This is a genomic window from Streptomyces sp. NPDC029151 (assembly GCF_055564315.1).
The window spans coordinates 459,675-484,534 of sequence record NZ_JBVHWQ010000006.1 but is presented as its reverse complement, the minus strand read 5'-3'; the positions used below and the strand labels follow the sequence as shown (position 1 = coordinate 484,534).

Annotated in this window: 24 protein-coding genes and 1 tRNA gene; 13 read left to right on the top strand and 12 right to left on the bottom strand. The window is 71.8% G+C overall.

The genetic code is table 11. The features are described 5' to 3' along the window. Positions 1 to 113 precede the first annotated feature (113 nt). Together ACZ4VF_RS24600 and phoU are read right to left on the bottom strand one after the other, a co-directional pair. Positions 114 to 269 (bottom strand): hypothetical protein, encoded by a 156-nt coding sequence (locus ACZ4VF_RS24600; RefSeq protein WP_208032937.1) that lies wholly within the window; start codon positions 267 to 269, stop codon positions 114 to 116. Positions 270 to 511: 242 nt separating this feature from the next. Continuing rightward, positions 512 to 1,201, bottom strand: a complete 690-nt coding sequence (gene phoU / locus ACZ4VF_RS24595; protein WP_467928544.1) for a phosphate signaling complex protein PhoU — start codon at positions 1,199 to 1,201, stop codon at positions 512 to 514. Positions 1,202 to 1,381: 180 nt separating this feature from the next. Between phoU and phoR the strand changes: the two genes are divergently transcribed. Both phoR and phoP read left to right on the top strand, forming a co-directional pair. Continuing rightward, a complete protein-coding gene (gene phoR, locus ACZ4VF_RS24590; RefSeq protein WP_467928542.1) occupies positions 1,382 to 2,632 on the top strand; it encodes a two-component system sensor histidine kinase PhoR in 1,251 nt (416 codons plus the stop codon). Further along, positions 2,629 to 3,309 (top strand): two-component system response regulator PhoP, encoded by a 681-nt coding sequence (gene phoP / locus ACZ4VF_RS24585; RefSeq protein ID WP_014673455.1) that lies wholly within the window; start codon positions 2,629 to 2,631, stop codon positions 3,307 to 3,309. The genes phoR and phoP overlap by 4 nt, the downstream gene beginning before the upstream one ends. Before the next feature lie 142 nt (positions 3,310 to 3,451). On the opposite strand, the gene ACZ4VF_RS24580 is transcribed toward phoP, so the two are convergent. Further along, positions 3,452 to 4,132, bottom strand: coding sequence for a copper chaperone PCu(A)C domain-containing protein (locus ACZ4VF_RS24580; RefSeq protein WP_467928540.1), 681 nt, complete (start codon positions 4,130 to 4,132; stop codon positions 3,452 to 3,454). A gap of 626 nt (positions 4,133 to 4,758) precedes the next feature. Here ACZ4VF_RS24580 and ACZ4VF_RS24575 point away from each other — a divergent pair. From ACZ4VF_RS24575 to ACZ4VF_RS24545, 7 genes are all read left to right on the top strand, one after another. Further along, a complete protein-coding gene (locus tag ACZ4VF_RS24575; protein WP_003953493.1) occupies positions 4,759 to 5,241 on the top strand; it encodes a CarD family transcriptional regulator in 483 nt (160 codons plus the stop codon). Between the two features lie 300 nt (positions 5,242 to 5,541). Further along, positions 5,542 to 6,294 carry a 2-C-methyl-D-erythritol 4-phosphate cytidylyltransferase gene (gene ispD, locus ACZ4VF_RS24570; protein ID WP_467928538.1) on the top strand — a complete coding sequence of 251 codons (753 nt, stop codon included), beginning with the start codon at positions 5,542 to 5,544 and terminating at the stop codon, positions 6,292 to 6,294. Further along, positions 6,284 to 6,781 (top strand): 2-C-methyl-D-erythritol 2,4-cyclodiphosphate synthase, encoded by a 498-nt coding sequence (ispF, locus tag ACZ4VF_RS24565; RefSeq protein ID WP_467928537.1) that lies wholly within the window; start codon positions 6,284 to 6,286, stop codon positions 6,779 to 6,781. Before ispD ends, ispF begins: the two co-directional genes overlap by 11 nt. 57 nt (positions 6,782 to 6,838) lie before the next feature. Beyond that, entirely contained in the window at positions 6,839 to 7,243 is a 405-nt protein-coding gene (locus ACZ4VF_RS24560) for a PPOX class F420-dependent oxidoreductase (RefSeq protein WP_467928535.1), read from the top strand. Between the two features lie 60 nt (positions 7,244 to 7,303). After that, entirely contained in the window at positions 7,304 to 8,707 is a 1,404-nt protein-coding gene (gene cysS / locus ACZ4VF_RS24555) for a cysteine--tRNA ligase (RefSeq protein ID WP_467928534.1), read from the top strand. A 138-nt stretch (positions 8,708 to 8,845) separates the two neighbouring features. Further along, positions 8,846 to 9,787, top strand: coding sequence for a 23S rRNA (guanosine(2251)-2'-O)-methyltransferase RlmB (rlmB, locus tag ACZ4VF_RS24550; RefSeq protein ID WP_467928532.1), 942 nt, complete (start codon positions 8,846 to 8,848; stop codon positions 9,785 to 9,787). Positions 9,788 to 9,980: 193 nt separating this feature from the next. Next, a complete protein-coding gene (locus ACZ4VF_RS24545) occupies positions 9,981 to 11,687 on the top strand; it encodes a DoxX family protein (RefSeq protein WP_467928531.1) in 1,707 nt (568 codons plus the stop codon). 122 nt (positions 11,688 to 11,809) lie between these two features. On the opposite strand, the gene ACZ4VF_RS24540 is transcribed toward ACZ4VF_RS24545, so the two are convergent. The 5 genes from ACZ4VF_RS24540 to ACZ4VF_RS24520 all read right to left on the bottom strand — a co-directional run bounded on the left by ACZ4VF_RS24540 (position 11,810) and on the right by ACZ4VF_RS24520 (position 16,682). Next, positions 11,810 to 12,541, bottom strand: a complete 732-nt coding sequence (locus ACZ4VF_RS24540; protein WP_467928530.1) for a nucleotidyltransferase family protein — start codon at positions 12,539 to 12,541, stop codon at positions 11,810 to 11,812. Between the two features lie 85 nt (positions 12,542 to 12,626). Beyond that, a complete protein-coding gene (locus ACZ4VF_RS24535; RefSeq protein ID WP_467928528.1) occupies positions 12,627 to 13,100 on the bottom strand; it encodes a hypothetical protein in 474 nt (157 codons plus the stop codon). Positions 13,101 to 13,297: 197 nt separating this feature from the next. Beyond that, on the bottom strand, positions 13,298 to 14,434 hold the full coding sequence (locus ACZ4VF_RS24530; protein WP_467928527.1) for an ABC transporter ATP-binding protein: 1,137 nt from the start codon (positions 14,432 to 14,434) through the stop codon (positions 13,298 to 13,300). A 177-nt stretch (positions 14,435 to 14,611) separates the two neighbouring features. After that, positions 14,612 to 16,018 (bottom strand): NAD(P)/FAD-dependent oxidoreductase, encoded by a 1,407-nt coding sequence (locus ACZ4VF_RS24525; RefSeq protein WP_467928526.1) that lies wholly within the window; start codon positions 16,016 to 16,018, stop codon positions 14,612 to 14,614. A gap of 10 nt (positions 16,019 to 16,028) precedes the next feature. Beyond that, entirely contained in the window at positions 16,029 to 16,682 is a 654-nt protein-coding gene (locus tag ACZ4VF_RS24520; RefSeq protein WP_467928524.1) for a rhomboid-like protein, read from the bottom strand. Between ACZ4VF_RS24520 and ACZ4VF_RS24515 the strand changes: the two genes are divergently transcribed. After that, positions 16,681 to 17,598: an aminoglycoside phosphotransferase family protein gene (locus tag ACZ4VF_RS24515; RefSeq protein WP_467928523.1), complete on the top strand. Its 918-nt coding sequence runs from the start codon at positions 16,681 to 16,683 to the stop codon at positions 17,596 to 17,598. The genes ACZ4VF_RS24520 and ACZ4VF_RS24515 overlap by 2 nt on opposite strands. 44 nt (positions 17,599 to 17,642) lie before the next feature. On the opposite strand, the gene ACZ4VF_RS24510 is transcribed toward ACZ4VF_RS24515, so the two are convergent. Continuing rightward, positions 17,643 to 17,717: transfer RNA gene (locus ACZ4VF_RS24510), tRNA-Thr, on the bottom strand. A gap of 177 nt (positions 17,718 to 17,894) precedes the next feature. Between ACZ4VF_RS24510 and ACZ4VF_RS24505 the strand changes: the two genes are divergently transcribed. Continuing rightward, positions 17,895 to 18,374 (top strand): GNAT family N-acetyltransferase, encoded by a 480-nt coding sequence (locus ACZ4VF_RS24505; protein ID WP_467928521.1) that lies wholly within the window; start codon positions 17,895 to 17,897, stop codon positions 18,372 to 18,374. 7 nt (positions 18,375 to 18,381) lie between these two features. On the opposite strand, the gene ACZ4VF_RS24500 is transcribed toward ACZ4VF_RS24505, so the two are convergent. Together ACZ4VF_RS24500 and ACZ4VF_RS24495 are read right to left on the bottom strand one after the other, a co-directional pair. Further along, entirely contained in the window at positions 18,382 to 19,353 is a 972-nt protein-coding gene (locus ACZ4VF_RS24500) for a zinc-binding dehydrogenase (RefSeq protein WP_467928520.1), read from the bottom strand. Positions 19,354 to 19,418: 65 nt separating this feature from the next. Then, on the bottom strand, positions 19,419 to 20,573 hold the full coding sequence (locus ACZ4VF_RS24495; protein WP_467928519.1) for an FAD-dependent oxidoreductase: 1,155 nt from the start codon (positions 20,571 to 20,573) through the stop codon (positions 19,419 to 19,421). Positions 20,574 to 20,727: 154 nt separating this feature from the next. Here ACZ4VF_RS24495 and ACZ4VF_RS24490 point away from each other — a divergent pair, with 154 nt between their 5' ends. After that, complete coding sequence (locus ACZ4VF_RS24490; protein ID WP_467928517.1) at positions 20,728 to 21,426, top strand: pentapeptide repeat-containing protein; 699 nt, start codon at positions 20,728 to 20,730, stop codon at positions 21,424 to 21,426. Positions 21,427 to 21,768: 342 nt separating this feature from the next. Further along, complete coding sequence (locus ACZ4VF_RS24485; RefSeq protein WP_467928644.1) at positions 21,769 to 23,328, top strand: M4 family metallopeptidase; 1,560 nt, start codon at positions 21,769 to 21,771, stop codon at positions 23,326 to 23,328. Between the two features lie 40 nt (positions 23,329 to 23,368). Here the strand turns inward: ACZ4VF_RS24485 and ACZ4VF_RS24480 are convergent, their stop codons facing one another. After that, positions 23,369 to 24,763 (bottom strand): M1 family metallopeptidase, encoded by a 1,395-nt coding sequence (locus tag ACZ4VF_RS24480; RefSeq protein WP_467928516.1) that lies wholly within the window; start codon positions 24,761 to 24,763, stop codon positions 23,369 to 23,371. Between the last annotated feature and the right edge of the window lie 97 nt (positions 24,764 to 24,860).

The window sequence follows — 24,860 nt, the reverse complement described above, 5'->3', positions numbered from 1 at the left end:
CTCCCCCCCCCCCCCCTCCTCCCCTCTGCCAATTCTGCCCCCCCCCCCCCCCCCTCCTCCCCCCCCCCCCCCCCCCCCCCCCCCCCCCCCCCGCTGCCGTCGAGCGGTGTCGCTCAGCCGCACTGGCAGGGGTTGCCCGACTGGCACCCGCAGCCGCATCCGGAGCCGCAACCGCAGGCGCCGAACAACGGGAGGCTCCTGATCTCGGCGGGCTGCTCGGTCTCGCGCTCCTGCGTGGGATCGGGCGTGGTGCTGGGGGATTCGGCCATGGGACCCTCCTAGACCTTGGGCAGGGATGCCCTCGCCCATTCCATGCCCGTTCGGCCGGGCGCATCAACGGCGCACGGAGGCGTTCAGACGTCCGCGAGCCCGCACCGGCCGGGCGCGTGGAGGACCTGCGCGGTCCCACGGGACCCACGCGGCCTCCCAGGGCTCCGGAGGCTTACGGCGTCGCACGGCTCACGCGACCCCCGGCCCGGGCCGGCGGCCTCGGCGTACGGCGCCGCACGGCTCACGCGCCCTCGGTCCCCGTCACCGGCTGGATGTCCTGCTGCAGATCGTCCGCGTGCTCGCCGGTCACCAGGTAGACCACCCGCTTGGCGACGGCCACGGCGTGGTCGGCGTACCGCTCGTAGTAGCGGCCCAGCAGGGTGACGTCCACGGCCGTCTCGATGCCGTGCTTCCAGCGGTCGTCGATCAGGTGCTGGAAGAGCGTGCGGTGCAACAGGTCCATCTCGTCGTCGTCCTGCTCCAGCTGGAGCGCGAGATCGACGTCCTTCGTCACGATCACCTCGGCCGCCTTCGCCATCAGGCGCTGCGCGAGCTGGCCCATCTCCAGGATCGTGGCGTGCAGGTCGTGCGGAACGGCCCGATCCGGGAAGCGCAGCCGCGCCAGCTTCGCCACGTGCTGGGCGAGGTCGCCGGAACGCTCCAGGTCGGCGGACATGCGCAGCGACGTGACGACGATCCGCAGGTCCGTCGCCACCGGCTGCTGCCGGGCCAGCAGGGCTATCGCCCGGGCCTCCAGGTCGTGCTGGAGCTGGTCGACCTTCTGGTCGGCCTCGATCACGCTCTCGGCCAGCTTCAGATCGGCGTCCAGCATGGCGGTCGTGGCGCGCCCGATCGCCGAGCCGACCAGCCGGGCCATCTCCACCAGTCCGTCGCCGATCGAGTCCAGTTCCTCGTGGTACGCGTCCCGCATCAGGGTTCCCTCTCATAGGCGTGCTTGGTCCCCACGCTCCCACGTTCCGCCCCGCACGCGTCCGTTTCCGCCACCCCGAATGAACCGGTACTGGCTGCAAGGTGAACTCTGGGCGACGAGTGTTCGAGGTCGCACCTCGACGGCTGTGGTCATGTCGTACCCCATGCCTAACCTGGAGCCATGGACGTGAACGCGGCGGTCGCCGCAGCGGCAGCGATCGCCGGGGTGCTCACCGGTGTCATCGCCATGCTGGCGTTCCGCTGGAGCGAACGCGACCAGAAGCGACCCACCAGGACTTCCTTGCACACCGATCCCGTACTCCCGCCCGGCGTGGACACCGTCCTGTCGGTGCTGCGCTCCTCCGCGGTCGTCCTCGACGAGGCCGACGCCGTCGTCAAGGCCAGCTCCGCCGCCTATGCGCTCGGACTGGTCCGCGGCGGCAAGCTCGCCGTCGAGCCGATGCTCCAGATGGCCCGGGACACCAGACGTGACGGGGAGATACGGCAGGTCGAGCTGGATCTGCCGCGGCGCGGCACCGGGCGCGGCGAGGCCCTCGCCGTCTCCGCGCGCGTGGCCCCGCTCGGCTCCCGCCTGGTCCTGCTGCTGGTCGAGGACCTGACGGAGGCCCGCCGGATCGAGGCGGTGCGACGCGACTTCGTGGCGAACGTCAGCCATGAGCTGAAGACGCCCGTCGGTGCGCTCTCCCTGCTGTCCGAGGCCGTCATGGACGCCTCGGACGACCCCGAGGCCGTCCAGCGCTTCGCGGGCCGGATGCAGATCGAGGCGACCCGGCTGACCAACCTGGTCCAGGAGCTGATCGACCTCTCCCGGGTGCAGAACGACGACCCGCTGGAGGACGCCGAGCCGGTCGGGGTGGACGAGCTGGTCGCCGAGGCCATCGACCGCTGCCGCCACCAGGCGGGCACGAAGCAGATCACGATAGCCGCCGGCGGCACGGCCGACCTGCACGTCTGGGGCAACCGGGGCCAGCTGGCCGCCGCCCTCGGCAACCTGGTCGAGAACGCCGTCAACTACTCCCCGGCCCGCACCCGCGTCGGCATAGCCATCCGCAGGGTCAACGCGCCGGGCGGTGACATGATCGAGCTGGCCGTCACCGACCAGGGCATCGGCATCTCGGACAAGGACAAGGAGCGCATCTTCGAGCGCTTCTACCGCGTCGACCCGGCCCGCTCCCGGGCCACCGGCGGCACCGGCCTGGGTCTCGCCATCGTCAAGCACGTGGTCGCCTCGCACGGCGGGGAGGTCACGGTCTGGAGTGCCGAAGGCCAGGGCTCCACCTTCACCCTCAGGCTGCCGGAGGCGGGCGCGGCCCGCGACCGCGCACAGCAGCACCCCGACCTCGACGACGAGGCGGGTCCCACCGACTCATCCCCGTACGAACCGCTTCCCGCCCCGGAGGTCCTTCCGTGACCCGAGTGCTCGTCGTCGAGGACGAGGAGTCCTTCTCCGACGCCCTGTCGTACATGCTTCGCAAGGAGGGCTTCGAGGTCGCCGTCGCGGCGACCGGCCCCGACGGCCTGGACGAGTTCGAGCGCAACGGCGCCGACCTGGTCCTCCTGGACCTGATGCTGCCGGGCCTGCCCGGCACCGAGGTCTGCCGCCAGCTGCGTGGCCGCTCCAACGTCCCCGTGATCATGGTGACCGCGAAGGACAGCGAGATCGACAAGGTCGTCGGTCTCGAAATAGGAGCCGACGACTACGTCACCAAGCCGTTCTCCTCGCGCGAGCTGGTCGCCCGCATCCGCGCGGTGCTGCGTCGGCGCGGCGAGCCGGAGGAGGTCACCCCGGCCGCGCTGGAGGCCGGCCCGGTCCGCATGGACGTCGACCGGCACGTGGTCACCGTCGGCGGTTCCAAGGTCGACCTCCCGCTGAAGGAGTTCGACCTGCTGGAGATGCTGCTGCGCAACGCCGGCCGCGTCCTGACCCGGATGCAGCTCATCGACCGCGTCTGGGGCGCCGACTACGTGGGCGACACCAAGACCCTCGACGTCCACGTCAAGCGCCTGCGCGCCAAGATCGAGCCGGACCCGGGCGCGCCGCGGTACCTGGTGACGGTGCGGGGACTGGGCTACAAGTTCGAGCCGTAGGCCGTACGGCGCCGACGCGTACGGACGCCCCGGGTCACGAGGGCCGGCCGCGCCGGACACGACGGACACGACGGACACGACGGAGGGCGGCACCCCTGCGCGGGGTGCCGCCCTCCGTCGTACGGCTTCGTCGTCCAGCCGGTCAGTGGCCGGCGGCCGACTGGGAGGCCGAGTCGCTCGGGGTGACGGCCGAGTGGGACGCGGTGGCCGACGGGCCGGCCCCGTGCCCCTTCTCCGGCTTGCCGCTGGGGGAGGCGCTGCCGGAGGCGGTGGCACCCGGGGCGCCGCCGGCGGAGGCCGGGGCGGACGGGACCTGGGACGGGCCCCACTTGTCGAAGTAGCTGGTGGCCGGGACCACGAAGGCGTTCAGGCTCACCTTGCCGGTCTTGCTGAAGGTGAACGTGAGCTTCTGGGCGTTGCCGTCCTTGACGGCCTCGCGGCCGCTGGACAGCGTCGCGGCGGCGTTGTCCTTGCCGCCGATGACGAGCGAACCGCCCGCGGGGACGGTCAGGCTCTGGCCCTTGGCGGGCTTCAGCTCGGCGGACGTGCCGCTGCCCTCCACGGCGATCGACTGGAGGGTCTGGTCGCTGCGGCCGGAGTTGAACAGGGTCGCGGAGATCACCGCGGGTCCCGTCGACTGCAGGTCGGGCTGGGTGATGACCAGAGCGTTCTGGATCTTGATGGCGCCGACGCTGGTCGCGGCGTTGTCCGGCTTGATCTCCAGGGTCTGCGAGTTGTTGCCGGCGCCACAGGCGGCGAGCGAGGCGATCGAGAAGACGATGGCGGAGGCGGCGAGGGCGCCGCGTCGAAGGCTGCTGCTCACGGCGGCGGCAACTCCTTGAACGCGCGGGCGGCTCCCCTTATAAAGCCGCCCTAAGTGTCTGTCAGCGGCCTCAGGTTACCGAGCCGTTCCGAGGCGATCGCACCCGACCCTCCCCCAAGCCCCGGGCTTCCGTCCAGGTGGGGGTACCTCACCGGGCTCAGGTGACTCCCCGGCTGCATTGCGGAGGCGTCCGTCCGCCATTCACATAACGCGGCGGTGACCCCCTCCCGGCTCCTCTCGAGACCCCTCGCGGATTTTCCGTGAAGGAATGCGCCACCACCCCCGAAATTGATCACCCGGGACCCCTCCGGCGACGGTTGATCAATTTTGGATTCGTCTCACATCCGCCTCCGGCCGCCGAACGGAGTAGCGGAAGTCGCACCCTTGAGGGCGGACAAATCGTGACATCTCGCCCCTTGGAGCGCTCCCCGAAGGTGTGTAACGTAGGCGTTTCGCCCTGCCTGCAGAGCCCCTCCGACCTGCGAATACCCACTTCCGGGAGCGGCTCGCAGCACGTCCGGGTTGCTGTTGTCAAGCCCCGAGATATGCCCTGACCTGCGAAAACGCCATTCAGAAGACGCCGTATCCGTGTTACCCTGGATAGCCACGGAAGGGGTACCTGTCACATGACGTTCAAGGTTGGCGACACCGTGGTCTATCCCCATCACGGGGCCGCGCTGATCGAGGCCATCGAAACTCGTCAGATCAAAGGCGTGGACAAGACCTACTTGGTGCTGAAGGTCGCCCAGGGTGACCTGACGGTACGTGTGCCAGCGGACAATGCGGAGTTCGTCGGCGTGCGTGATGTGGTCGGTCAGGACGGACTCGACCGAGTCTTCGAGGTGCTGCGCGCGCCGTACGCCGAGGAGCCCACGAACTGGTCCCGTCGCTACAAGGCAAACCTGGAGAAGCTCGCCTCCGGCGATGTCATCAAGGTCGCGGAAGTCGTGCGTGACCTGTGGCGTCGCGAGCGCGAGCGCGGACTGTCCGCCGGTGAGAAGCGCATGCTCGCCAAGGCTCGCCAGATCCTGGTGAGCGAGCTGGCTCTCGCGGAGAACACGAACGAGGACAAGGCCGAGGCCCTGCTCGACGAGGTGCTCGCCTCCTGACGCGCAGCGGCAGCGAACCCTCGCTTCCGCCACGCCCAGCACACTGGAATGCCGCGGTGCCCGATGACACTGACCCTGTCGCCGGGCGCTGCGGCATGTTCGTCCCCGCAGCGGGTGCTCTCCGGGGAACCGATCCTCTGTACAGCAGGGAAACCTCTGCACACCCCCCGATACTCGACGTGCCGGGCCCGGGCGGATGGCTCGACCAGGGTCACGGAAAGGGTCCGGTCAAGGCGTCGCGCCCGGCACTCCTCCAGGCCATACCCACGTAGGTCGAGCACACAAACCTGACAGGAACCGATGTCTGACGAATCACGCCCCACGCCCGCGCAGACCTCCGTCGCCGCCGTGATTCCCGCCGCCGGCCGGGGTGTGCGGCTCGGTCCGGGCGCCCCCAAGGCGCTCCGCGCGCTGAACGGCACACCCATGCTCATCCACGCGGTCCGCGCCCTCGCCGCGTCCCGCCATGTCTCCCTGGTGATCGTCGTCGCCCCGCCGGACGGCGCCGCCGAGGTCAAGTCCCTGCTCGACGCGCACGCGCTCCCCGAGCGCACGGACTTCCTCGTCGTGCCCGGCGGGGAGTCCCGCCAGGAGTCGGTCCGGCTCGGCCTCGAGGCCCTGCCGCCGCAGTACGGGATCGTGCTGGTCCACGACGCGGCCCGGCCGCTCGTCCCCGTCGACACGGTCGACGCGGTCGTCGAGGCCGTACGCGACGGCGCCCCCGCCGTGGTGCCCGCGCTGCCGCTGGCCGACACGGTCAAGGAGGTCGCGCCCGCGGCCGGGCCCGAAGCCCCCGAGCCGGTCGTCGCCACCCCCGAGCGGTCCCGGCTGCGTGCCGTGCAGACCCCGCAGGGCTTCGACCGGGCCACCCTCGTCCGCGCCCACGAGAGCGTCACCGAGAACGTCACCGACGACGCGAGCATGGTGGAGCAGCTGGGACTGCCCGTCGTGGCCGTCCCCGGTCACGAGGAGGCCTTCAAGGTCACCCGCCCCCTGGACCTGGTCCTCGCCGAGGCGGTCCTGGCCCGCAGGAGGCTCAACGATGGCTTCTGAGACCGGGTTCCCGCTGCCGCAGGTCGGCATCGGCACGGACATCCACGCCTTCGAGGAGGGCCGCGAGCTGTGGTGCGCCGGCCTGAAGTGGGACGGCGAGGGCCCCGGACTGGCCGGCCACTCCGACGCCGACGTCGTCGCCCACGCGGCCTGCAACGCCCTCTTCTCCGCCGCCGGACTCGGTGACCTGGGGCAGCACTTCGGCACCGGCCGTCCCGAGTGGTCGGGGGCCTCCGGGACCACCCTCCTCACCGAGGCGGCCCGGATCGTCCGCGCGGCGGGCTTCACCATCGGCAACGTCGCCGTCCAGGTGATCGGACCCCGCCCGAAGATCGGCAAGCGCCGCGACGAGGCCCAGAAGATCCTCTCCGAAGCGGCCGGCGCACCCGTCTCCGTCTCCGGCGCCACCACCGACGGCCTCGGCTTCCCGGGCCGTGAGGAGGGACTGATGGCGGTGGCGACGGCACTCGTGGTGCGGGTGAGCTGAGCGCGTGCGAGGGTACCCTCACGACCGCCAGTGATCGCCGGAACCCGGAGGGTACCCATGTCCGCCGTCCTGTCCGACAGCCTGAAATCCCTGCTCGACGGCAAGGTGTTCATCGTCGTCGGCACCGTCCAGCCCGACGGCAGCCCGCAGATGTCCCCGGTCTGGGTCAAGCGCGACGGCGACCACCTCCTGTTCTCCACCACGGCCGACCGGCGCAAGGAGAAGAACCTGCGGCGCGACCCGCGGGTGACGGTCGTCGTCATGGACCCGGAGAACCCGTACGCCTACGCCGAGATCCGCGGCACCGCCGAGATGACCACGGACGGCGGCCCGGAACTCATCGACGAACTGAGCCGGAAGTACACGGGCAAGGACTACGCGGAGTTCAACCCGGCCTCGAAGGACGACGCCCAGCGGGTCGTCGTGCGGATCACGCCGCGGAAGGTCGTCGGACGCGTCTGAGTCCCCGGCATCCCGGGGGAAGGGCGTGAGGCACTCTCTCACGCCCACTACTCTGGAGTGGTGACGATTCGCCTGTACGACACCAGCGCCCGGCAGATCCGTGACTTCACCCCGGTCAAGCCGGGCTGTGTCTCGATCTACCTGTGCGGCGCCACCGTCCAGGCGGCACCGCACATCGGCCACATCCGGTCGTACCTCAACTTCGACGTCATGCGCCGCTGGTTCGAGTACCGCGGCTACGAGGTGACGTTCATCCGCAACGTCACCGACATCGACGACAAGATCATCACCAAGAGCCACGAGCAGAACCGGCCGTGGTGGTCGATCGGGTACGAGAACGAACGTGCCTTCAACGAGGGTTACGACGCCCTCGGCTGCCTGCGGCCGACGTACGAGCCGCGCGCCACCGGCCATGTCACCGAGATGGTCGAGATGATGCAGCGCCTGATCGAGCGCGGGCACGCCTACGAGGCCGACGGCAACGTCTACTTCGACGTGCGCTCCTTCCCCGGCTACCTCCAGCTGTCGCGGCAGGAGCTGGACAACCTCCAGCAGCCCTCGGGCACCGGTGAGACCGGCAAGCGGGACCCGCGCGACTTCGCCATGTGGAAGTCCGCCAAGCCCGGCGAGCCGGCCTGGCCGACCCCGTGGGGCCCCGGCCGCCCCGGCTGGCACCTGGAGTGCTCGGCGATGGCCCACAAGTACCTGGGCACCGTCTTCGACATCCACGGCGGCGGCCTGGACCTGATCTTCCCGCACCACGAGAACGAGATCGCCCAGGCCAAGGCCTACGGCGACGACTTCGCCCGGTACTGGGTGCACAACGCCTGGGTCACCATGGCCGGCGACAAGATGTCCAAGTCGCTCGGCAACAGCGTCCTGGTCAGCGAGATGGTCAAGCAGTGGCGTCCGGTCGTGCTGCGCTACTACCTGGGCACCCCGCACTACCGCTCGATGATCGAGTACAGCGAGGAGGCGCTGCGCGAGGCCGAGTCCGCGTACGCCCGGATCGAGGGCTTCGTCCAGCGGGTCACCGAGCTGGCCGGGAAGACCGTCGAGCCGGCCGACGAGGTCCCGCCCGCCTTCGCCGAGGCGATGGACGACGACCTGGGCGTCCCGCAGGCCCTCGCCGTCGTGCACACCACCGTCCGCCAGGGCAACAGCGCCCTGGCCGCCGACGACAAGGAAGCCGCCGTCGCCCGCCTCGCCGAGGTCCGCGCCATGCTCGGCGTCCTCGGTCTCGACCCGCTCGACCCGCACTGGGCCGGCGAGTCCGGCGACCGGAGCGAGGACCTCGACGGCGTGGTCGACAGCCTCGTCCGCCTCGTGCTCGACCAGCGCGAGTCCGCCCGCGCCCGCAAGGACTGGGCCACCGCCGACGCCATCCGCGACCAGCTGAAGGAGTCCGGGCTGGTCATCGAGGACAGCCCGCAGGGCCCGCGCTGGAGCCTCGGCACCCGCTGAGCACCGGCCCTTGATCGATTGTGCCGCCCGGCCCTCCGGGCGGCACACTGCATAAGACGCACACGACGCAACGACGCACACGACGTCCACGACGTACGTACGAGACGCTTTTTCCGAGAGAGCAGAGACGGGTAACTCATGGCCGCGAACAACCGCCGCATGTCCGGGAAGAAGGGCGCGCAGGTCGGCAGCGGCGGCAAACGGCGCCGGGGCCTGGAGGGCAAGGGACCGACCCCGCCCGCCGAGATGCGCAAGGGCCACGCCAAGCAGCGCGCCGCCGCGTCCAAGGCCCGCCGTGCCCAGGGCCGCACGCAAGCGCGCCGCGGCGCCGGCAGGTCGACGTCCGAGCTGGTCGTCGGCCGCAACCCGGTCGTCGAGGCACTGCGCGAGGGCGTCCCCGCCTCCACCCTCTACGTTCAGCAGTTCATCGACAACGACGAGCGCGTCCGCGAGGCCCTCCAGCTCGCCGCCGAGCGCGGCGGCATCAACCTCATGGAGGCCCCGCGCCCCGAGCTGGACCGCATGACGAACGGCCTCAACCACCAGGGCCTCGTCCTCCAGGTCCCGCCGTACGAGTACGCGCACCCCGAGGACCTGCTCGACGCCGCCGCCGAGGAGGGCGAGGACCCGCTGGTCGTCGCCCTGGACGGGGTCACCGACCCGCGCAACCTCGGCGCCGTCGTCCGCTCCGTCTCCGCGTTCGGCGGCCACGGCGTGATCGTGCCCGAGCGCCGCTCGGCCGGTATGACCGCCGGTGCCTGGAAGACCTCCGCCGGTGCGGCCGCCCGCACCCCGGTCGCCCGTGCCACCAACCTCACCCGGACCCTGGAGGCCTACAAGAAGGCCGGCCTCACCGTGGTCGGTCTCGCGGCGGACGGCGAGGTGGAACTCGGTGACCTGGAGGCCCTGGGGGGTCCGGTCGTCATCGTCGTCGGCAGCGAGGGCAAGGGCCTGTCCCGCCTCGTCGGCGAGACCTGCGACTTCCGCGTCCGCATCCCGATGCCGGGCGGCGCCGAGTCCCTCAACGCCGGTGTCGCGGCGGGCATCGTGCTGTACGAGGCCTCGCGCCGACGGAGCTGAACCACCGTCCGGCCGGGCTGGACAACGGCAGGGCACCAGGCTGAACACCGGTCCGGACGGGCTGAACACCCGTCCGGCACCCCACCCTTACGGGCGTATTCGGGCATCCATAAGGCGTTCGAGACGGCTTTGACGGGGTCCGGACACATCCGCCCGGTCAAAGCAGTGTCCTAACGCCACATCACTCGGTTAGATGAGTGTGGACACCAGAACACCCCGCACACCCACGGGGGACCGCTCGTCGGGATACGACGACGCTCCCGCGCTGAGCATGGTGAAGGTGCCGAGCGATCCGGCGCAGGTCATCGTCAATCACGCCAGCTTCCGCGTGCAGCTGGGCGCGGCGGCCCAGCGCACCCAATCCCCGCGGATCGCCCGGCACCTGAGCGCCACCCAGGACACCGCCCGGATGCCCCTCGCGGGCACGGCGGGCCGGGCCGGCGCCACCGGCCGCCGCCGCCCCGTCGTGTGGAGCGGCAAGTCCGCCCCCGACGACACCGGCGCCCACCGGCTCCTCCAGGCCGTGCGGGGCAGCAGCGTCCGTCACGCCGACGAGCCCGAGGCCGGCGCCACCCAGGTCATCCCGCGCGTCCAGACGGGCTACGCCGACACCTACGACGCCCTCGACCAGACTGTCGAGACCCCCGTCGTCGGCCACCAGCGCACCGCCCCCGACGCCGACGGCACGCGCCTCCTGCCGCACATGCGCACGGTCGCCGGCGCCTACGACGACCCACCCCACCCCGACCCCGGCCACGACCCGTACGCCACCTACGACGGCCACGACGGCTACGACGGCCACGACGACCCCGACGGCTACGACGACCAGGCCGGCCCCGACCCCGACCGCCCGGGCCCCACCAGGCGCCAGAGCGACGACCCCGCCCGGCACGCCTACTACCCCGGCCGCCGGCTCAACCTCGGCGTCGTCCTCCTCCCCCTGCGCATCTTCCTCGGCTTCATCTCCCTCTACGCCGGCATGGGCAAGCTGTGCGACCCCGTCTACTTCGACGGCGGCAAACGCGGCTCCATGGTCAAGTGGCTCGACACCCTGCACCCCTGGGACGTCGCCGAACCCCTGCGCCAGTTCGCCCTCCAGCACCCGGTCGGCTCCGGTCTGGTCATCGCATTCCTCCAGGTCGTCGTCGGCGTCCTGACCATCCTCGGCTGCTGGCAGCGCGTCACCGCGGTCGTCGGCGCCCTGCTCTCCGCCGCCCTGATCGTCACGGTCAGCTGGAAGACCGTGCCCGCCTACGACGCCCCCGACATCATCTACCTCGCCGCCTGGTCCCCGCTGATCATCGCCGGCGCCCCCGTCTACTCCGTCGACGGCCGCCTCGCCGGCAGCGCCTGGCGCCGGCTCGGCCCCCGCGCCGACATCTGGGACCTGCGCCGCTACGTCCTGCGCCGCGGCGCCCTGATCACCGCCGTCACGGTCGGCGTCACCCTCCTCGTCGGCTCCCTGCTCGGCGGTGCGGTCCGCGACTCCAGCCGTGTGGTCGTCCCCGGCCCCGGCGAGGCCCCCCGCAACCAGCTCCCCGGCTCCCCGCTCCCGCAGGAACCCGGCGAGCGGCACCGCACCACCCCGTCGGCCTCCACCTCCCCGACGGACGGCGCCACCGCCGGTGCGACCCCCTCCGGCGCGGCGACCACCCCGGGCACGAGCCGCAGCACCACCGGCGCCACCGTCACGACCCCCACCCAGACCCAGGGCACCACGGGCCAGGTCCCGCCCCGCCAGACCTCCCCCACGGGCGGCGCCCCCAGCACGACGGCGGGCCCGACCACCACGGGCGGCGGCACGAGCACGGGCGGCTCCACCACGGGCGGCGGGACGTCCTCCGGCGGCAGCAGCACCTCCACGGGCCAGCCGGGCCTGGTGGGAGGCCTGCTGGGCTGACGGAACGAGCGAGCGGACGACAAGGGCCCCGTACCGAGGGAGGTACGGGGCCCTTTCCGGGTGTGGGGCGAGCGGGCCGGCCAGGGGCGCGGGAACCGGTCAGCGGGACGCGGGGGGAACCGTCAGCGGCCGAGCGCGGCGAGTTCCTTCGCGGCCTCGGTCAGATCCTTCGCCGTGTCGATGGCCCGCCAGTACGCGCCCTGCGGAATGGGGAACCCGGCCAGCTTCTTCTCCCGGGCCAGCCGCGGGAACGTCGTCCGCTCGTGATCGCCCCGCTCGGGCAGCAGGGAGCCGAACTCCGGCGAGAACACGTAGACACCGGCGTTGATCTCGAACGTCGACGGCGGCGCCTCGATGAAGTCGGTGATGTGCCCGAACCCGTCGGTCCTCACCGCGCCCCACGGAATCCGCGGACGAGCCAGCGCCAGGGTGGCCACCGCGTCCCGCTCGGTGTGGAAGTCGGCCATGTCCCGCAGTGAGAACCGCGTCCAGATGTCCCCGTTCGTGGCGTACCAGGGCCGGTCGGGGTGGGGCAGACGCGCCGCGGCGTACCGCAGGCCACCCCCGCGGCCCAGGGGCTCGGTCTCCACGACCGTCGTGACGGAGACGGGAAGGTCGGCCGAGTCCAGCCACTTCTGGAGGACGTCGGCGAGGTGGCCGCAGGAGACCACCACGTCCGTCACGCCCTCCTCGGCGAGCCAGGTCAGCTGGTGGCCGATGATCGGAGTACCCGTACCCGGGATCTCGACCATCGGCTTCGGCCGGTCATCGGTGTACGGACGCAGCCGTGAGCCCTGGCCACCGGCCAGGACCACGGCTTGAGTGGGGCGCGACGCGGCGTTCGGATGGGTCATGACCGCACTGTACGTGGCGCCCCACCACGGCGGGTCGGCGGCAACGCCCTTCTTGAGGAGCCGTTACCGACTTCCCACCGGCACCTCAGCTGTGCGCGGCCAGAACGCCCGAGGCGAAGGCCGTGTCGCACACCGGGCGGGCGTACGACTGGGCACGGGAGGCGCCGTAGATCCGCACCGCGGCCCGGCCCAGGGCGCGGGCGATGGACGAGCAGTGCCGGGCCAGCCGGGGACGGCCGTTGACGGCCTGCTGGAGGTGGGTGAGGACCACCCCCGGATCCCTGTTCTGCAGCTCGGTCATCAGCCGGTCACGGAGCACGTCCTGCGGAGCACGGGAGACCCTCCTCGCGGGGGGTTCCGCAACGGGTTCCGCAACGGAGACGTCGGAGGCGGCCAGCACCGAGCTGGACGGACTGCCCGTCCAGTTGACCCGGGTGACCGCGAGGGTCCCGGAGAGCACCAGGACGACGGGCAGGACGAGGGCGAGAGTGCGGCCGATCCGGCGGGCAGGGCCGCCCCGGTGGCCGCGTCGCGTCTGTGGGGTGGTGGAGTGCTTCACGCGTGTGAGGGTAGCGCCCAGTGATGATTTGGAGACATTCAGTCACTCTTATGGGGGATGAGAAGGCGCTGATTTCCGGGTAACGGGTTGACGGAGCACCCGTCGGCAAGATCCAACGACGAGACGCGCCGGCACCGAGACGGCAGGGGCCCCGCACGCCGAGCGTGCGGGGCCCCTGCCGGTGCCGGCAACCGCCGTCAGTCCGACAGCCGCTCACCGGTGGACGTGGAGAACACGTGGATCTCGCCCGGCCGCGGCACGACGTGCAGCGTGGAGCCCTTCTCCGGCACCTGCCGGCCGTTCACCCGGACGACGAGGTCCTTCACCTCACCGCCGACCTCGGCCGCGCCGTACACGTAACCGTCCGCGCCCAGCTCCTCGACGACGTTCACGGAGACCGCCAGACCGGCCGGCGCGTCCGCGGTGTCCTTGGACAGCGAAGCCGCCACCGCGCCGTTGTGCTCCACCACGTCGAAGTGCTCCGGACGCACGCCCACCGTCACCGTGCGGTCACCCCGGTCGGCGGCGGCCGACAGCGCCTCCCGGCTGACCGGCACCACGCTGTTGCCGAACTTCACACCGCCGTCGGTGATCGGCACCTCGACCAGGTTCATGGCCGGCGAGCCGATGAAGCCGGCGACGAAGAGGTTCGCGGGCTTGTCGTACATGTTCCGCGGCGAGTCGACCTGCTGCAGCAGGCCGTCCTTGAGCACCGCCACCCGGTCGCCCATCGTCATGGCCTCGACCTGGTCGTGCGTGACGTAGACCGTCGTGATGCCGAGACGACGCTGGAGGGACGCGATCTGCGTACGCGTCGACACACGGAGCTTGGCGTCCAGGTTGGACAGCGGCTCGTCCATGAGGAAGACCTGCGGCTCACGCACGATCGCCCGGCCCATCGCCACACGCTGGCGCTGACCGCCGGACAGCGCCTTCGGCTTGCGGTCCAGGTACTCGGTCAGGTCGAGGATCTTCGCGGCCTCCTCGACCTTCTGCCGGATCTCCGCCTTCGGCACACCGGCGATCTTGAGCGCGAAGCCCATGTTGTCGGCGACCGTCATGTGCGGATACAGGGCGTAGTTCTGGAACACCATGGCGATGTCCCGGTCCTTCGGCGGCAGGTGCGTGACGTCGCGGTCACCGATGCGGATGGCACCGCCGTTGACGTCCTCCAGCCCCGCGAGCATCCGCAGAGAGGTGGACTTGCCGCAACCGGACGGGCCGACCAGGACGAGGAACTCGCCGTCCTCGATCGCGATGTCGAGCTGGTCGACGGCGGGCTTGTCGGAACCCGGGTAGATCCGGGTCGCCTTGTCGAACGTGACTGTGGCCATGGTGAATGGGCCCCCTTCTACCGGCAGGAACGTGCCGGACGATCCGTTGTAGGAAGGTGGTTGGCGTAGTCCACCGGAGTGAACTGGATCAGGACGGTACCTGGCGTTCACCGGCTCTGTCAGTACCCGGGCCCGTGTGAACTTCGCGGAACTTCCCGGAACACCGGCCCGGCACCCTCAGTGCCGTCCCGCGATCCGGTCCGCCACCCTCGCCAGCCGGGAGGACTCCGTCCCCGGACGGAGGCGCTCGCGCTGGTCGGCGGTGCGATAGGTGGCGTACATGCCCTGCACGCCCAGCCAGCGGAAGGGCTCCGGCTCCCACTTGCGGACCTTGTGGTTCACCCAGGGCAGATCCGTCAGCTCCGTCCGGCCGGCCTGCCCGGAATCCTGCTGCACCAGATCACGCAGGGTGCGGGCGGCCAGGTTGGCGGTGGCGACGCCCGAACCGACGTAACCGCCGGCCCAGCCCAGCCCCGTGGAACGGTCCAGCGTCACCGTGGCACACCAGTCACGCGGCACACCGAGCACACCCGACCAGGCGTGCTCGATCCCGACCCCCGCCAGCGACGGGAAGAAACGGGTCAGGACCTCCCGCAATGCCTCGACCGTCGCCGGCTGCGTCCGGCCGTCGTTGTCGGTACGCGAACCGAAGCGGTACGGCACCCCCCGCCCGCCCAGCGCGATCCGGCCGTCCGCCGTGCGCTGCGCGTACATGTACGCGTGCGCCATGTCCCCCAGCGTCTCCCGGCCCGCCCAGCCGATCCCCGCCCACTGCTCCTCGGTCAACGGCTCCGTCGCGATCATCGAGGAGTTCATCGGCAGCCACGTCCGCCGCTGGCCCTTGAGGGACGCCGTGAAGCCCTCCGTGCACCGCAGGACGTAGGGCGCACGGACAGTGCCGTAGGGGGTGACCGCGTGCTTGGGGCGGATCTCCGTCACCGGCGTCGACTCGTGGATCGTCACCCCGAGCCCCTCCACGACCGCCGCGAGCCCCTTCACCAGCTTCACCGGGTGCAGCCGGGCCCCGTGCGGGGTCCAGGCCGAACCGACCGCGTCCGCCACCCGGATCCGCTCGGCCGTCTCCCGCGCGCCGTACAGCTCCCGGTCCTTCTCCCCGTACGACACCTCGTGCTCGTGGAACGCCCTCAGCCGCGCCAGCTGCGCCGGAGTCGTCGCCACCTCCAGCACACCGCCCCTGTGCACGTCCGCGTCGATGCCCTCCGCCCCGGCGACCGCGATCACCTCGGCCACGGTGTCGTTCATCGCCCGCTGCAGCCGCACAGCCGCCTCACGTCCGTGCAGCTTCGCGTACCGGTCCCGGCCCGCGACCCCGTTGTACAGCCAGCCGCCGTTGCGGCCCGAGGCGCCGTACCCGCAGAACTTCTGCTCCAGCACGGTGATGCGGAGGAACGGCGCGGCCTTCTTCAGGTAGTACGCCGTCCACAGCCCCGTGTAGCCGCCGCCCACGATCACCACGTCGGCCGACGCGTCCCCCGACAGCGGCTCCCGCGCCACCGGAAGTCCGTCGTCCGCGTACCAGAAAGAGATCCCACCGTTCACGACACTGCTCACCGGGCTGCTCATGGCGGGGACGTTAACCCCTGAACCCGGCCAGTGTCTCCTTCGGATTCCATGCTTTTCCCCGCCCCCTGACCAGCGGATAGCAGGCCAGACCGATCAGTACGGCCAGGAAGTGACCGACGTCGGTGAACGTCGGCCCCTCGGCCAGCGGCACCCCGAACACGGCCAGCACCGCCACGAGGTACGCGTACCGCCACGGCACCGCGATCCCGTACCCCAACACCGCGATCACCCCGGCCAGCGCGTAACTCACCCCGATGTCCAGCGTGAACACCGCCGTGGGCGGAGCCACACCCCGGCGAATCGCCTCCAGCAACGCCCCCTCGCTGGCCAGCGACGCCAGCACGTGCGCCAGCCCGCACACCGACAGCCAGCGCAGCGTCCCCAGCCACCGCTCCGCCGGCGCGTGGAACACCGTGTACAGCACCGCGTACGGCACCCAGTGGCCGCTCTCGATCCACATCGCGCTCGCCACCAGCGCCCGCACCGGATTCCGCGACAACTCGTGCAGGTTCGTCGACCGCCGCCGCAGGAAATGCTCCATGAACTCCGGCGGCATGTGGTGCAGCGCCACCGTCGTGACGAACAGAACCGCCAACCACACATAGGTGCCGGGAGCACTGCGGACATACGCCCACACCCCGTTCGGGCCCCGGAAAATTCGCATGAGCCGATTCACGCACGCCGCTATCGTCCGGTTCGTGATCGACATTCCCGACGAGCTGGCCCAGGCCCAGGAGACGTACAACGGCGCGGCGGGACGCGCCTTCATCGCCGCCCTTCCGGACCTGGCGGCCGACTTCCTCGACCGCTGGCGGCTCACGCTCGACGGACCCTCCATGAACGGCGTCAGCGCCCTCGTCCTCCCCGTCGTCCGCACCGACGGCCTCCGCGCCGTCCTCAAGCTCCAGCTGCGGGACGAGGAAAGCGAAGGCGAACCGGTCGCCCTGCGGACCTGGGACGGCGACGGGGCCGTACGACTCCTCGACCACGACCCGGCCACCGGCACCATGCTCCTGGAACGCCTGGACGAATCCCGGATGCTCGCCCACCTCGCCGACACCCGTGAAGCCGTCCTCGTCATCGCCCGGCTCCTGGCCCACCTGACGACCTTCCCCGCCCCGCCCGGCCTGCGCCGTCTCGGCGACATCGCCGAAGCCATGCTCGAACGCACCCCCCGGGCCCTGCGGAGCATCCCCGACCCCGAAGCCCGCCGGACCCTCGCCGACTGCGCGGCCGCCGTCCGCGAGGTCGCCGCCGAACCCGGCGACCGGCTCCTCCACTGGGACCTGCACGACGAGAACGTCCTCGCCGCCGATCGCGCCGACTGGCTCGCCATCGACCCCAAGCCGCTGGCCGGCGACCCCGGCTTCGAACTGTGGCCCGCCCTGGACAACCGCTACGACCCGGCCGAGGTCCGCTGGCGCTTCGACGCCATGACCGACGTCCTCGGCCTCGACCGCGCCCGGGCCCGCGCCTGGACCCTCGGCAGGCTCCTCCAGAACGCCCTGTGGGAAGTGGAGGACGGCCGCCCGATCGAGCCGCGGCAGCTGGAGATCGCCCACCTGCTGACCGCCGGATGACATGAGAAAGCCCAGGTGGGAGCTGGTCCCGCCTGGGCTGGTCGAGCCCCCTGTCGGATTCGAACCGACGACCTACGCATTACAAGTGCGTTGCTCTGGCCGGACTGAGCTAAGGAGGCATCGCGCACTGCGATGCCATGCGCGGAAGCGGGTCCACTGTACACAGAGGCCGTCTGTCCGGGCCACGAAGTTCCGCACGCCACACGCCCCCGGATCCGCGCGCCACCATCCGTGCTGGAGCCTCAGGCACGGTCCACCCGTGCGGCGCTCCGGCCGCCGCCGGTTACCCTCCCCCCATGATCCGCACCGCGACCCCCGCCGACGTCCCCGTCATCCACAGGCTGATCCGAGAACTCGCCGCGTACGAGAAGGCCTCGGAGGAGGCCCGGGCGAGTGAGGAGCAGGTGCGGGAGGCGTTGTTCGGGGAGCGGCCGGCCGCTTTCGCGCACATGGCCGTGGACGAGGGGAGCGGGGAGCCGGTCGGGTTCGCGCTGTGGTTCCTGAACTTCTCGACGTGGCGTGGGGTGCACGGGATCTATCTGGAGGATCTGTACGTCCGGCCCGCGGCGCGCGGCGGCGGTCACGGGCGGGCGCTGCTGGCGGAGTTGGCGCGGATCTGTGGTGAGCGGGGCTATGAGCGGCTGGAGTGGTCGGTGCTGAACTGGAACCGGCCGGCGATCGGCTTCTACGAGGCGTTGGGTGCGCGGCCGCAGGACGAGTGGACGGTGTACCGGTTGACGGGTGAGGCGCTGGCGGCGCTGGGGTCGGGGGGCTGAGTCCGGGTCAGGGTTCCAGGACGACCTTGCCGATGGTCCGGCGCTGTTCCAGGGCCCGGTGGGCGGCGGCCGCTTCGGCGAGGGGGTAGCGGGTGAGGGCCGGGCGGAGGCGGCCTTGGGCGGCCTCGGTGAGGGCGCGCTGCTCCAGTGCGCGCAGGCCGCCGGCTCTCTGGAGCATGGCCGGGCCGAGGACGGACTGGGAGAGGCCTTCGACGTGGTAGCCCTGGCCCTGGGCGATGCCTTCGGCCGACCAGCCGAAGACGAGGTGGCGGCCGTCGGGGCCGAGCAGGGCCACGGCTTCCCGGGCGACGGTTCCGCCGACGCCGTCGTAGACGAGGGTGGCGGGCCGGTCGCCGAGGTGGGCCCGGATCTTGGCGGGCCAGTCGGGGATGGTGTAGTCGGTGGCGAGGTCGGCGCCGTTCGCGTGGACGCGGGCGGTCTTCTCCGGGCCGCCGGCGAGGCCGATGACGTGGGCTCCGGCGTTCTTGGCGTACTGCACGAGCAGGGTGCCGATGCCTCCGGCGGCGGCCGGGACGATCACGACGTCGTCCGGTCCGGGTTCGGCGAACTGGATGATGCCGAGGGTGGTGCGGCCGGTGCCGATCATGGCGACGGCCGCGGCGGGGTCGAGGCCGTCGGGGATGTGGTGGAGGCGTTCGACGTCGGTGACGGCGCGTTCGGCGTAGCCGCCGGGGACGTGGCCGAGGTGGGCGACGACCCGCTTGCCGAGCCAGTGCGGGTCGACGCCGTCACCGAGGGCGTCCACGGTCCCGGCGACCTCCCGGCCGGGGATGGTCGGCAGGGTGGGCGGCTCGGGGAGGGGGCCCCGGTGCCCTTCCCGCAGGGTCGCGTCGAGCAGGTGGACTCCGGCGGCGGTGACCTTGACGCCGACCTGGCCGGGGCCCGGAGCCGGGTCGGGGACCTCCTCGTAGGTGAGGTTGTCGGCGGGGCCGAAGGAGTGGAGGCGGACGGCGTGCATGGGTTCCCCCCGGGAGACGGTGTTGCCGGTGCGGAGTGGTTCCTGGCGGCCCCCAGCCTCCGACCTCAAGCACGCTTGAGGTCAAGGGAGCTTCGGCCGAGGATGAGGGAGACCGCCGTCACCGCGCTGTTGAAGGAGACCTCGCAGAGCACGCCGGGGGCGGCGACCTGGTCACCGGCGAGGTAGATCCCGTCGCCGCGGTCCAGGGCGGGCCGGTCCCGCCAGGTGCGGCCGGGCAGGTCCACGGCGCCGGTCCGGCCGTCGCAGACGGCTTCGCGGCGCCAGGTCACCCGCTTCCGCCAGCCCCGGAAGCCCAGGTCGAGGAGGTGTTCGGCGCGGGTGACGGCGTCGGCCCGGGTGTCGCCGGGGCCCACGGGGAACTGGCCTTGGAGGAGTTGTTCACCGGCCGGGGCGAGGGAGGGGTCCTGGGCGGTGAAGCGTTCGATCCAGCCGGGGGCGTCGAGGTCGGAGACGACGAAGGCGTCGCCGCGCCGGGTGCGCAGGGCGAGGTCGAGGAGGACGGTGCGGCCGCTGGGCCAGGTCAGGGTGTCGTCGCGGAGGAGCCGTGCGGCGGCGGGCAGGGCGGTGGCGACGACGACGGGGGTGTTCCCGGGGAGTTCGTCGACGCGGGCGCCCGTCTCGATGCGTACGCCGAGGCGGGTGGCGTGGGCGGCCATGCGGTCGATGACGCTGCCCCAGCCGCCGCGCGGGTAGTGGGCTTCCGGGGGCAGTGTGGTGGCCCGGCGCAGGCGTTCCTGGACGAAGGCGGCGGAGAGGCTGCCGGGGTCGTGGTGGAAGAGGGCGACGGCGGCGTAGTGGGCGGCGGCTCGTGCGCCCTCCTCGCCGGCGATGGTGGTGGCCCAGCGGTGGAAGTCCGTGTCTACGGGGGCGGTGCGGCGGCGGAGGAGCCTGAGCAGGGAGAAGGGCGGGGTGCGGCGCAGGGCGCCGCGGTGGTGGAGGCGCAGGCGGGTGGCTTCCCGGAGTGGCAGGGGGGCGAGGGGGCCGATCAGGCCGCGCCGGCCGAGCCAGGTCCAGTGGGGGCCGCCGGCGTAGAGGGCGTGGGGGCCTTCGTTGGTGCGGTAGGGGCCGGTCGCGGTGCGGGCGCGTCCGCCGAGGGTGTGGTGGGCTTCGTAGAGGGTCACCTTGGCGCCGCCCTCGGCGGCGGTGATCGCGGCGGTGAGTCCGGCGAAGCCGCCGCCGACGACGGTGATGTGGTGCATGGGGCCTCCCTGGGTCGGTTCGCTCGCTCGGGGGTACGACGGTGGGGGCGGTGCCGGATGTGACATCCGGGTGGGTGCCGGTGTGCGTCCCCGTGTGCGTCCCGTGTTCTCCCAGGTCCGGGGGATTGTCAGTGGTGGGGTGCAGCATGGGGGCATGGTGAGGCGAGTGACGGGCGCGGGGTCGGGCACGGGCGGGGACGCGGCGGGGGTGAAGGGCGCGCGGCGGCCGGAGGTGCGGTTGCCCGCGTTGGAGCCTTGGGGTGAGCGGGAGTTGGAGCCGGACGGCGACTATGACGGGGTGGAGTTCCGGGAGCTGGACCTGGGCGGGCAGGAGGGGATCGGCGCCCGGTTCATGGACTGCGCGCTGACGGGCTGCGCGGTGGACGGGACGGCGTTGGGGCGGGCCCGGGTGCTGGACTCGGTGCTGACCGGACTGCGCGGGGTGGGCACGCAGTTGGCGGAGGCGACCTTCCGTGATGTGGAGCTGGTCGACGCGCGCCTGGGCGGGGTCCAGCTGCATGGTGCGGTGCTGGAGCGGGTGGTCGTCCGGGGCGGCAAGATCGATTACCTCAATCTCCGTGAGTCCCGTCTGAAGGACGTCGTGTTCGAGTCCTGTGTGCTGGTGGAGCCGGATTTCGCGGGGGCGCGGCTGGAGCGGGTGGAGTTCGTCGACTGTGCGGTGAAGGGGGCCGACTTCGGCGGTTCCACGCTGCAGGACGTGGATCTGCGGGGTGCCGCTCCGCTGGAGATCACCCGGGGGCTGGACCGGCTGTCCGGCGCGGTGGTCAGCACGGGACAGCTGCTGGATCTGGCGCCGGTGCTGGCGGCGGCGTGGGGGATCCGGGTGCTGTGACGGCCGCGGGCGGGCGGCGGGGTGTGACGTTCGACGGTTCAACCGCGCTGGGAGAAGCAGTGGTTGGAGCTGGTCCCGGCGTCCGTATAGCGGATTTCGTAGCACGGATTTCGGATACGAACACGTAAAGTCCTGACGGCGCTCTGTCAAAGAGGCGGGTTCTGGTGTCACTCTCTCCTCGCCCGCCGCAACTCTGTGCATCCCCTGTGATCCATCTGTGTCTCCACCCCACGAGACCAGTCAGAAGGAGATCGAGTGAGACAGCAGCCCCACGTCACCGGCACCCCCCGTACTCCCCGCAAGGCCGCCGTGCGTGCCGCCGCCCTGGTCGGCTCGGCGGCGATGGTGGTCCTCGCCCTGCAGAACGGCGCCGCGACCGCCGCTCCCGCACCTCACGCGTCCGGCGGCCAGGCGGTCGCGCTCAGCGCCCCGGCCCGTGCCGCCGCGCTGAAGTCGGCCCAGGACCACGCCGGCGCGGCAGCACGTGAACTGGGGCTCGGCGCGAAGGAAAAGCTGGTCGTCCGGGACGTCGTCAGGGACGCGGACGGCACCGTCCACACCCGCTACGAGCGCACGTACGCCGGTCTGCCGGTGCTCGGCGGCGACCTGGTCACCCACGTCGCGAAGAACGGATCGCTGAAGGGCGTCAGCAAGGCGAGCAAGGCCCGGATATCGGTGCCGAGCACGACGGCGACCGTGTCCGCGGCGAGCGCGGAGAAGACCGCCCTCAAGGCCGCCGGCACCAAGAAGGCCACCGCCGCGACCGCCCGCAAGGTCGTGTGGGCCGCCGGCGGTACCCCGGTCCTCGCCTACGAGTCCGTGGTCAAGGGCGTCCGAGACGACGGCACCCCGAGCGAGCGGCACGTCGTCACGGACGCCCGCACCGGCAAGGAGCTGTACTCCTTCGAGGCCGTCGACACCGGCACGGGCACGAGCCGGTACAGCGGCACGGTCCCGCTCGGCACCACCGCTGCCGCCTCCGGCGGCTACGACCTCATCGACGGCGGCCGCGGCGGCCACAAGACGTACGACCTGAACGGCGGGACCACCGGCACCGGCACCCTCTTCCACGACGCCGACGACGTCTGGGGCGACGGCACCGTGAACAACCGGCAGACCGCCGCCGTCGACGCCGCCTACGGAGCCGCCGTCACCTGGGACTTCTACAAGTCCGCGTTCAACCGCAACGGCATCGCGGGCGACGGCAAGGCCGCCTACTCCCGCGTCCACTACGGCAACGCCTACGTCAACGCGTTCTGGGACGACAACTGCTTCTGCATGACGTACGGCGACGGCACGAACAACGCCGACCCGCTGACCTCGCTCGACGTCGCCGGACACGAGATGAGCCACGGTCTGACCGCGGCCACCGCGGGCCTGAAGTACAGCCGGGAGTCCGGCGGACTGAACGAGGCCACCTCCGACGTCTTCGGCACCTCGGTGGAGTTCTTCGCGAACAACTCCGCCGACGTCGGTGACTACCTCATCGGCGAGAAGATCGACATCAACGGCGACGGCACCCCGCTGCGCTACATGGACAGGCCCAGCAAGGACGGCGCCTCCGCCGACTACTGGTCACGCACCGTCGGCCGCCTGGACGTGCACTACTCGTCCGGTGTCGCCAACCACTTCTTCTACCTGCTGTCCGAGGGCAGCGGCGCGAAGACGGTGAACGGGGTGTCCTACAACTCCCCGACCTACAACGGCTCCACGGTCACCGGCATCGGCCGGGACAAGGCGGTACAGATCTGGTACAAGGCGCTGACCACGTACTTCACCTCGTCCACCGACTACGCGGGCGCCCGCACCGGCACGCTGCAGGCCGCGGCCGACCTGTACGGCTCGGGCAGCGCGGAGTACAAGGCGGTGGCGGCGGCCTGGACGGCCGTCAACGTCAAGTAGGCCGCTTCCTACGGCAGTACACCGGCCGGGCCGCCCGTCGTCACGGGTGGTCCGGCCGGCCGTCGCCGTACAGCCAGTCCTTCCAGATCCCGGTGAAGTCCTCTCCCGGGGCCTTCTCCTCCACGTACTTCGTGAAGTCGGCGGTGCTCGCGCCGCCGTGGCGGTGGTCGGCGGCCCAGCCCTGGATGATGTCGTGGAAGGTGCCGTCGCCGGCCTTCCGCCGGATCTTGTGCAGGACCATCGCGCCGCGGTCGTAGACGGGGGCGTCGGAGATGTGCGCGGCACCGGGCGGTGTCGCCGGCGGGTACGCCCAGAGCTCCTCGCGGTCGCTCTCGTAGAGGCGGGTGAAGGTCTGCTGGGCGGTGGGCCCGCCGTGGTCCTCCTCGTACAGCCACTCCGCGTACTGCGCGAAGCCCTCGTTCAGCCACATGTCCCGCCAGGAGCGGGGGGTGACCGAGTCGCCGTACCACTGGTGGGCGAGTTCGTGCACCAGGGTCGAGGTGCGGAACTGGTCGGCGGGGAAGACGGGGCGGTTCTGGGTCTCCAGGGCGTACCCGGCGTCGCCGGGGCGGTCGACGATCACGCCGGCCGAGGAGAACGGGTACGGCCCGAAGGTGCGCTCCGCCCAGTCGAGTATCCCGGGGATCTTCCCCAGCAGCTCGGCGCTCTCCTTTGCCTCGGCGGGGTCGACGGCGCTGAGGACCGGCAGGCCGTGCGGGCCGGAGGTGCGGGTGATCTCGTAGTGGCCGATGGCGACGGTGGCGACGTAGCTCGCCATGGGCTCGGCGGTGTGCCAGTGGTAGGAGGTACGGCCGCCCCGCGTGCGCTGCTCCTTCAGCTCGCCGTCGGAGACGGCCTGCAGGCCCTTCGGGACGGTGACCGTGATGTCGTAGGCGGCCTTGTCGGAGGGGTGGTGGTTGCCCGGGAACCAGGCCATGGAGCCGACGGGTTCGCCGAGGGCGAGGGCGCCGTCGGCGGTGGGCAGCCAGCCCTCGTGGGAGTCGTCGGGGTCGGTGAGGGTGCGCGGGGTGCCCGAGTAGCGGACGGTGGTGCGGAAGGTCTCGCCCTTGCCGAGGTCGTCGTGGGGGCGGACGGTGAGCTCCTGGCCGGTGCGGCTCCAGCGGGCGTCCCTGCCCTCGACGCGGACCGAGTCGACGTGCAGCCCGGCGAGGTCGAGGTCGAAGGCGGACAGGTCCCGGGTGGCCCGGGCGGTGATGACCGCGGTGCCGGTGAGCCGGTGGCCGGACGGGGTGTAGTCCAGGGTGAGGGCGTAGTGGCCGACGTCGTAACCGCCGTTGCCGGCCTTCGGGAAGTACGGGTCGTGCACGCCGGAACCGCCCGGGGTGCCCCGCACACCGCCGTCGCACGCGGTGCCCGCGAGGGCGAGGGCGAGCAGGGCGGCGAGGCCCGGGACAAGGCGTACGGATCTGGACATGCCGGTGATCCTAGGCGGGCCGGGTGGGCCGGGGGCGGGGTTCGGCGGGCTCGGGTCAGGGGCCGGCGGACCGCGGGCGGGGTCCGGCGGGACGGCG

Coding starts and splice junctions, on each gene's coding strand:
- ACZ4VF_RS24600 (WP_208032937.1), bottom strand. CDS start 269: ATGGCCGAATCCCCCAGCACCACGCCCGATCCCACGCAGGAGCGCGAG.
- phoU (WP_467928544.1), bottom strand. CDS start 1,201: ATGCGGGACGCGTACCACGAGGAACTGGACTCGATCGGCGACGGACTG.
- phoR (WP_467928542.1), top strand. CDS start 1,382: ATGGACGTGAACGCGGCGGTCGCCGCAGCGGCAGCGATCGCCGGGGTG.
- ACZ4VF_RS24575 (WP_003953493.1), top strand. CDS start 4,759: ATGACGTTCAAGGTTGGCGACACCGTGGTCTATCCCCATCACGGGGCC.
- ispD (WP_467928538.1), top strand. CDS start 5,542: ATGTCTGACGAATCACGCCCCACGCCCGCGCAGACCTCCGTCGCCGCC.
- ispF (WP_467928537.1), top strand. CDS start 6,284: ATGGCTTCTGAGACCGGGTTCCCGCTGCCGCAGGTCGGCATCGGCACG.
- ACZ4VF_RS24560 (WP_467928535.1), top strand. CDS start 6,839: ATGTCCGCCGTCCTGTCCGACAGCCTGAAATCCCTGCTCGACGGCAAG.
- rlmB (WP_467928532.1), top strand. CDS start 8,846: ATGGCCGCGAACAACCGCCGCATGTCCGGGAAGAAGGGCGCGCAGGTC.
- ACZ4VF_RS24545 (WP_467928531.1), top strand. CDS start 9,981: ATGAGTGTGGACACCAGAACACCCCGCACACCCACGGGGGACCGCTCG.
- ACZ4VF_RS24540 (WP_467928530.1), bottom strand. CDS start 12,541: ATGACCCATCCGAACGCCGCGTCGCGCCCCACTCAAGCCGTGGTCCTG.
- ACZ4VF_RS24530 (WP_467928527.1), bottom strand. CDS start 14,434: ATGGCCACAGTCACGTTCGACAAGGCGACCCGGATCTACCCGGGTTCC.
- ACZ4VF_RS24525 (WP_467928526.1), bottom strand. CDS start 16,018: ATGAGCAGCCCGGTGAGCAGTGTCGTGAACGGTGGGATCTCTTTCTGG.
- ACZ4VF_RS24515 (WP_467928523.1), top strand. CDS start 16,681: ATGAGCCGATTCACGCACGCCGCTATCGTCCGGTTCGTGATCGACATT.
- ACZ4VF_RS24520 (WP_467928524.1), bottom strand. CDS start 16,682: ATGCGAATTTTCCGGGGCCCGAACGGGGTGTGGGCGTATGTCCGCAGT.
- ACZ4VF_RS24505 (WP_467928521.1), top strand. CDS start 17,895: ATGATCCGCACCGCGACCCCCGCCGACGTCCCCGTCATCCACAGGCTG.
- ACZ4VF_RS24500 (WP_467928520.1), bottom strand. CDS start 19,353: ATGCACGCCGTCCGCCTCCACTCCTTCGGCCCCGCCGACAACCTCACC.
- ACZ4VF_RS24495 (WP_467928519.1), bottom strand. CDS start 20,573: ATGCACCACATCACCGTCGTCGGCGGCGGCTTCGCCGGACTCACCGCC.
- ACZ4VF_RS24490 (WP_467928517.1), top strand. CDS start 20,728: ATGGTGAGGCGAGTGACGGGCGCGGGGTCGGGCACGGGCGGGGACGCG.
- ACZ4VF_RS24485 (WP_467928644.1), top strand. CDS start 21,769: ATGGTGGTCCTCGCCCTGCAGAACGGCGCCGCGACCGCCGCTCCCGCA.
- ACZ4VF_RS24480 (WP_467928516.1), bottom strand. CDS start 24,763: ATGTCCAGATCCGTACGCCTTGTCCCGGGCCTCGCCGCCCTGCTCGCC.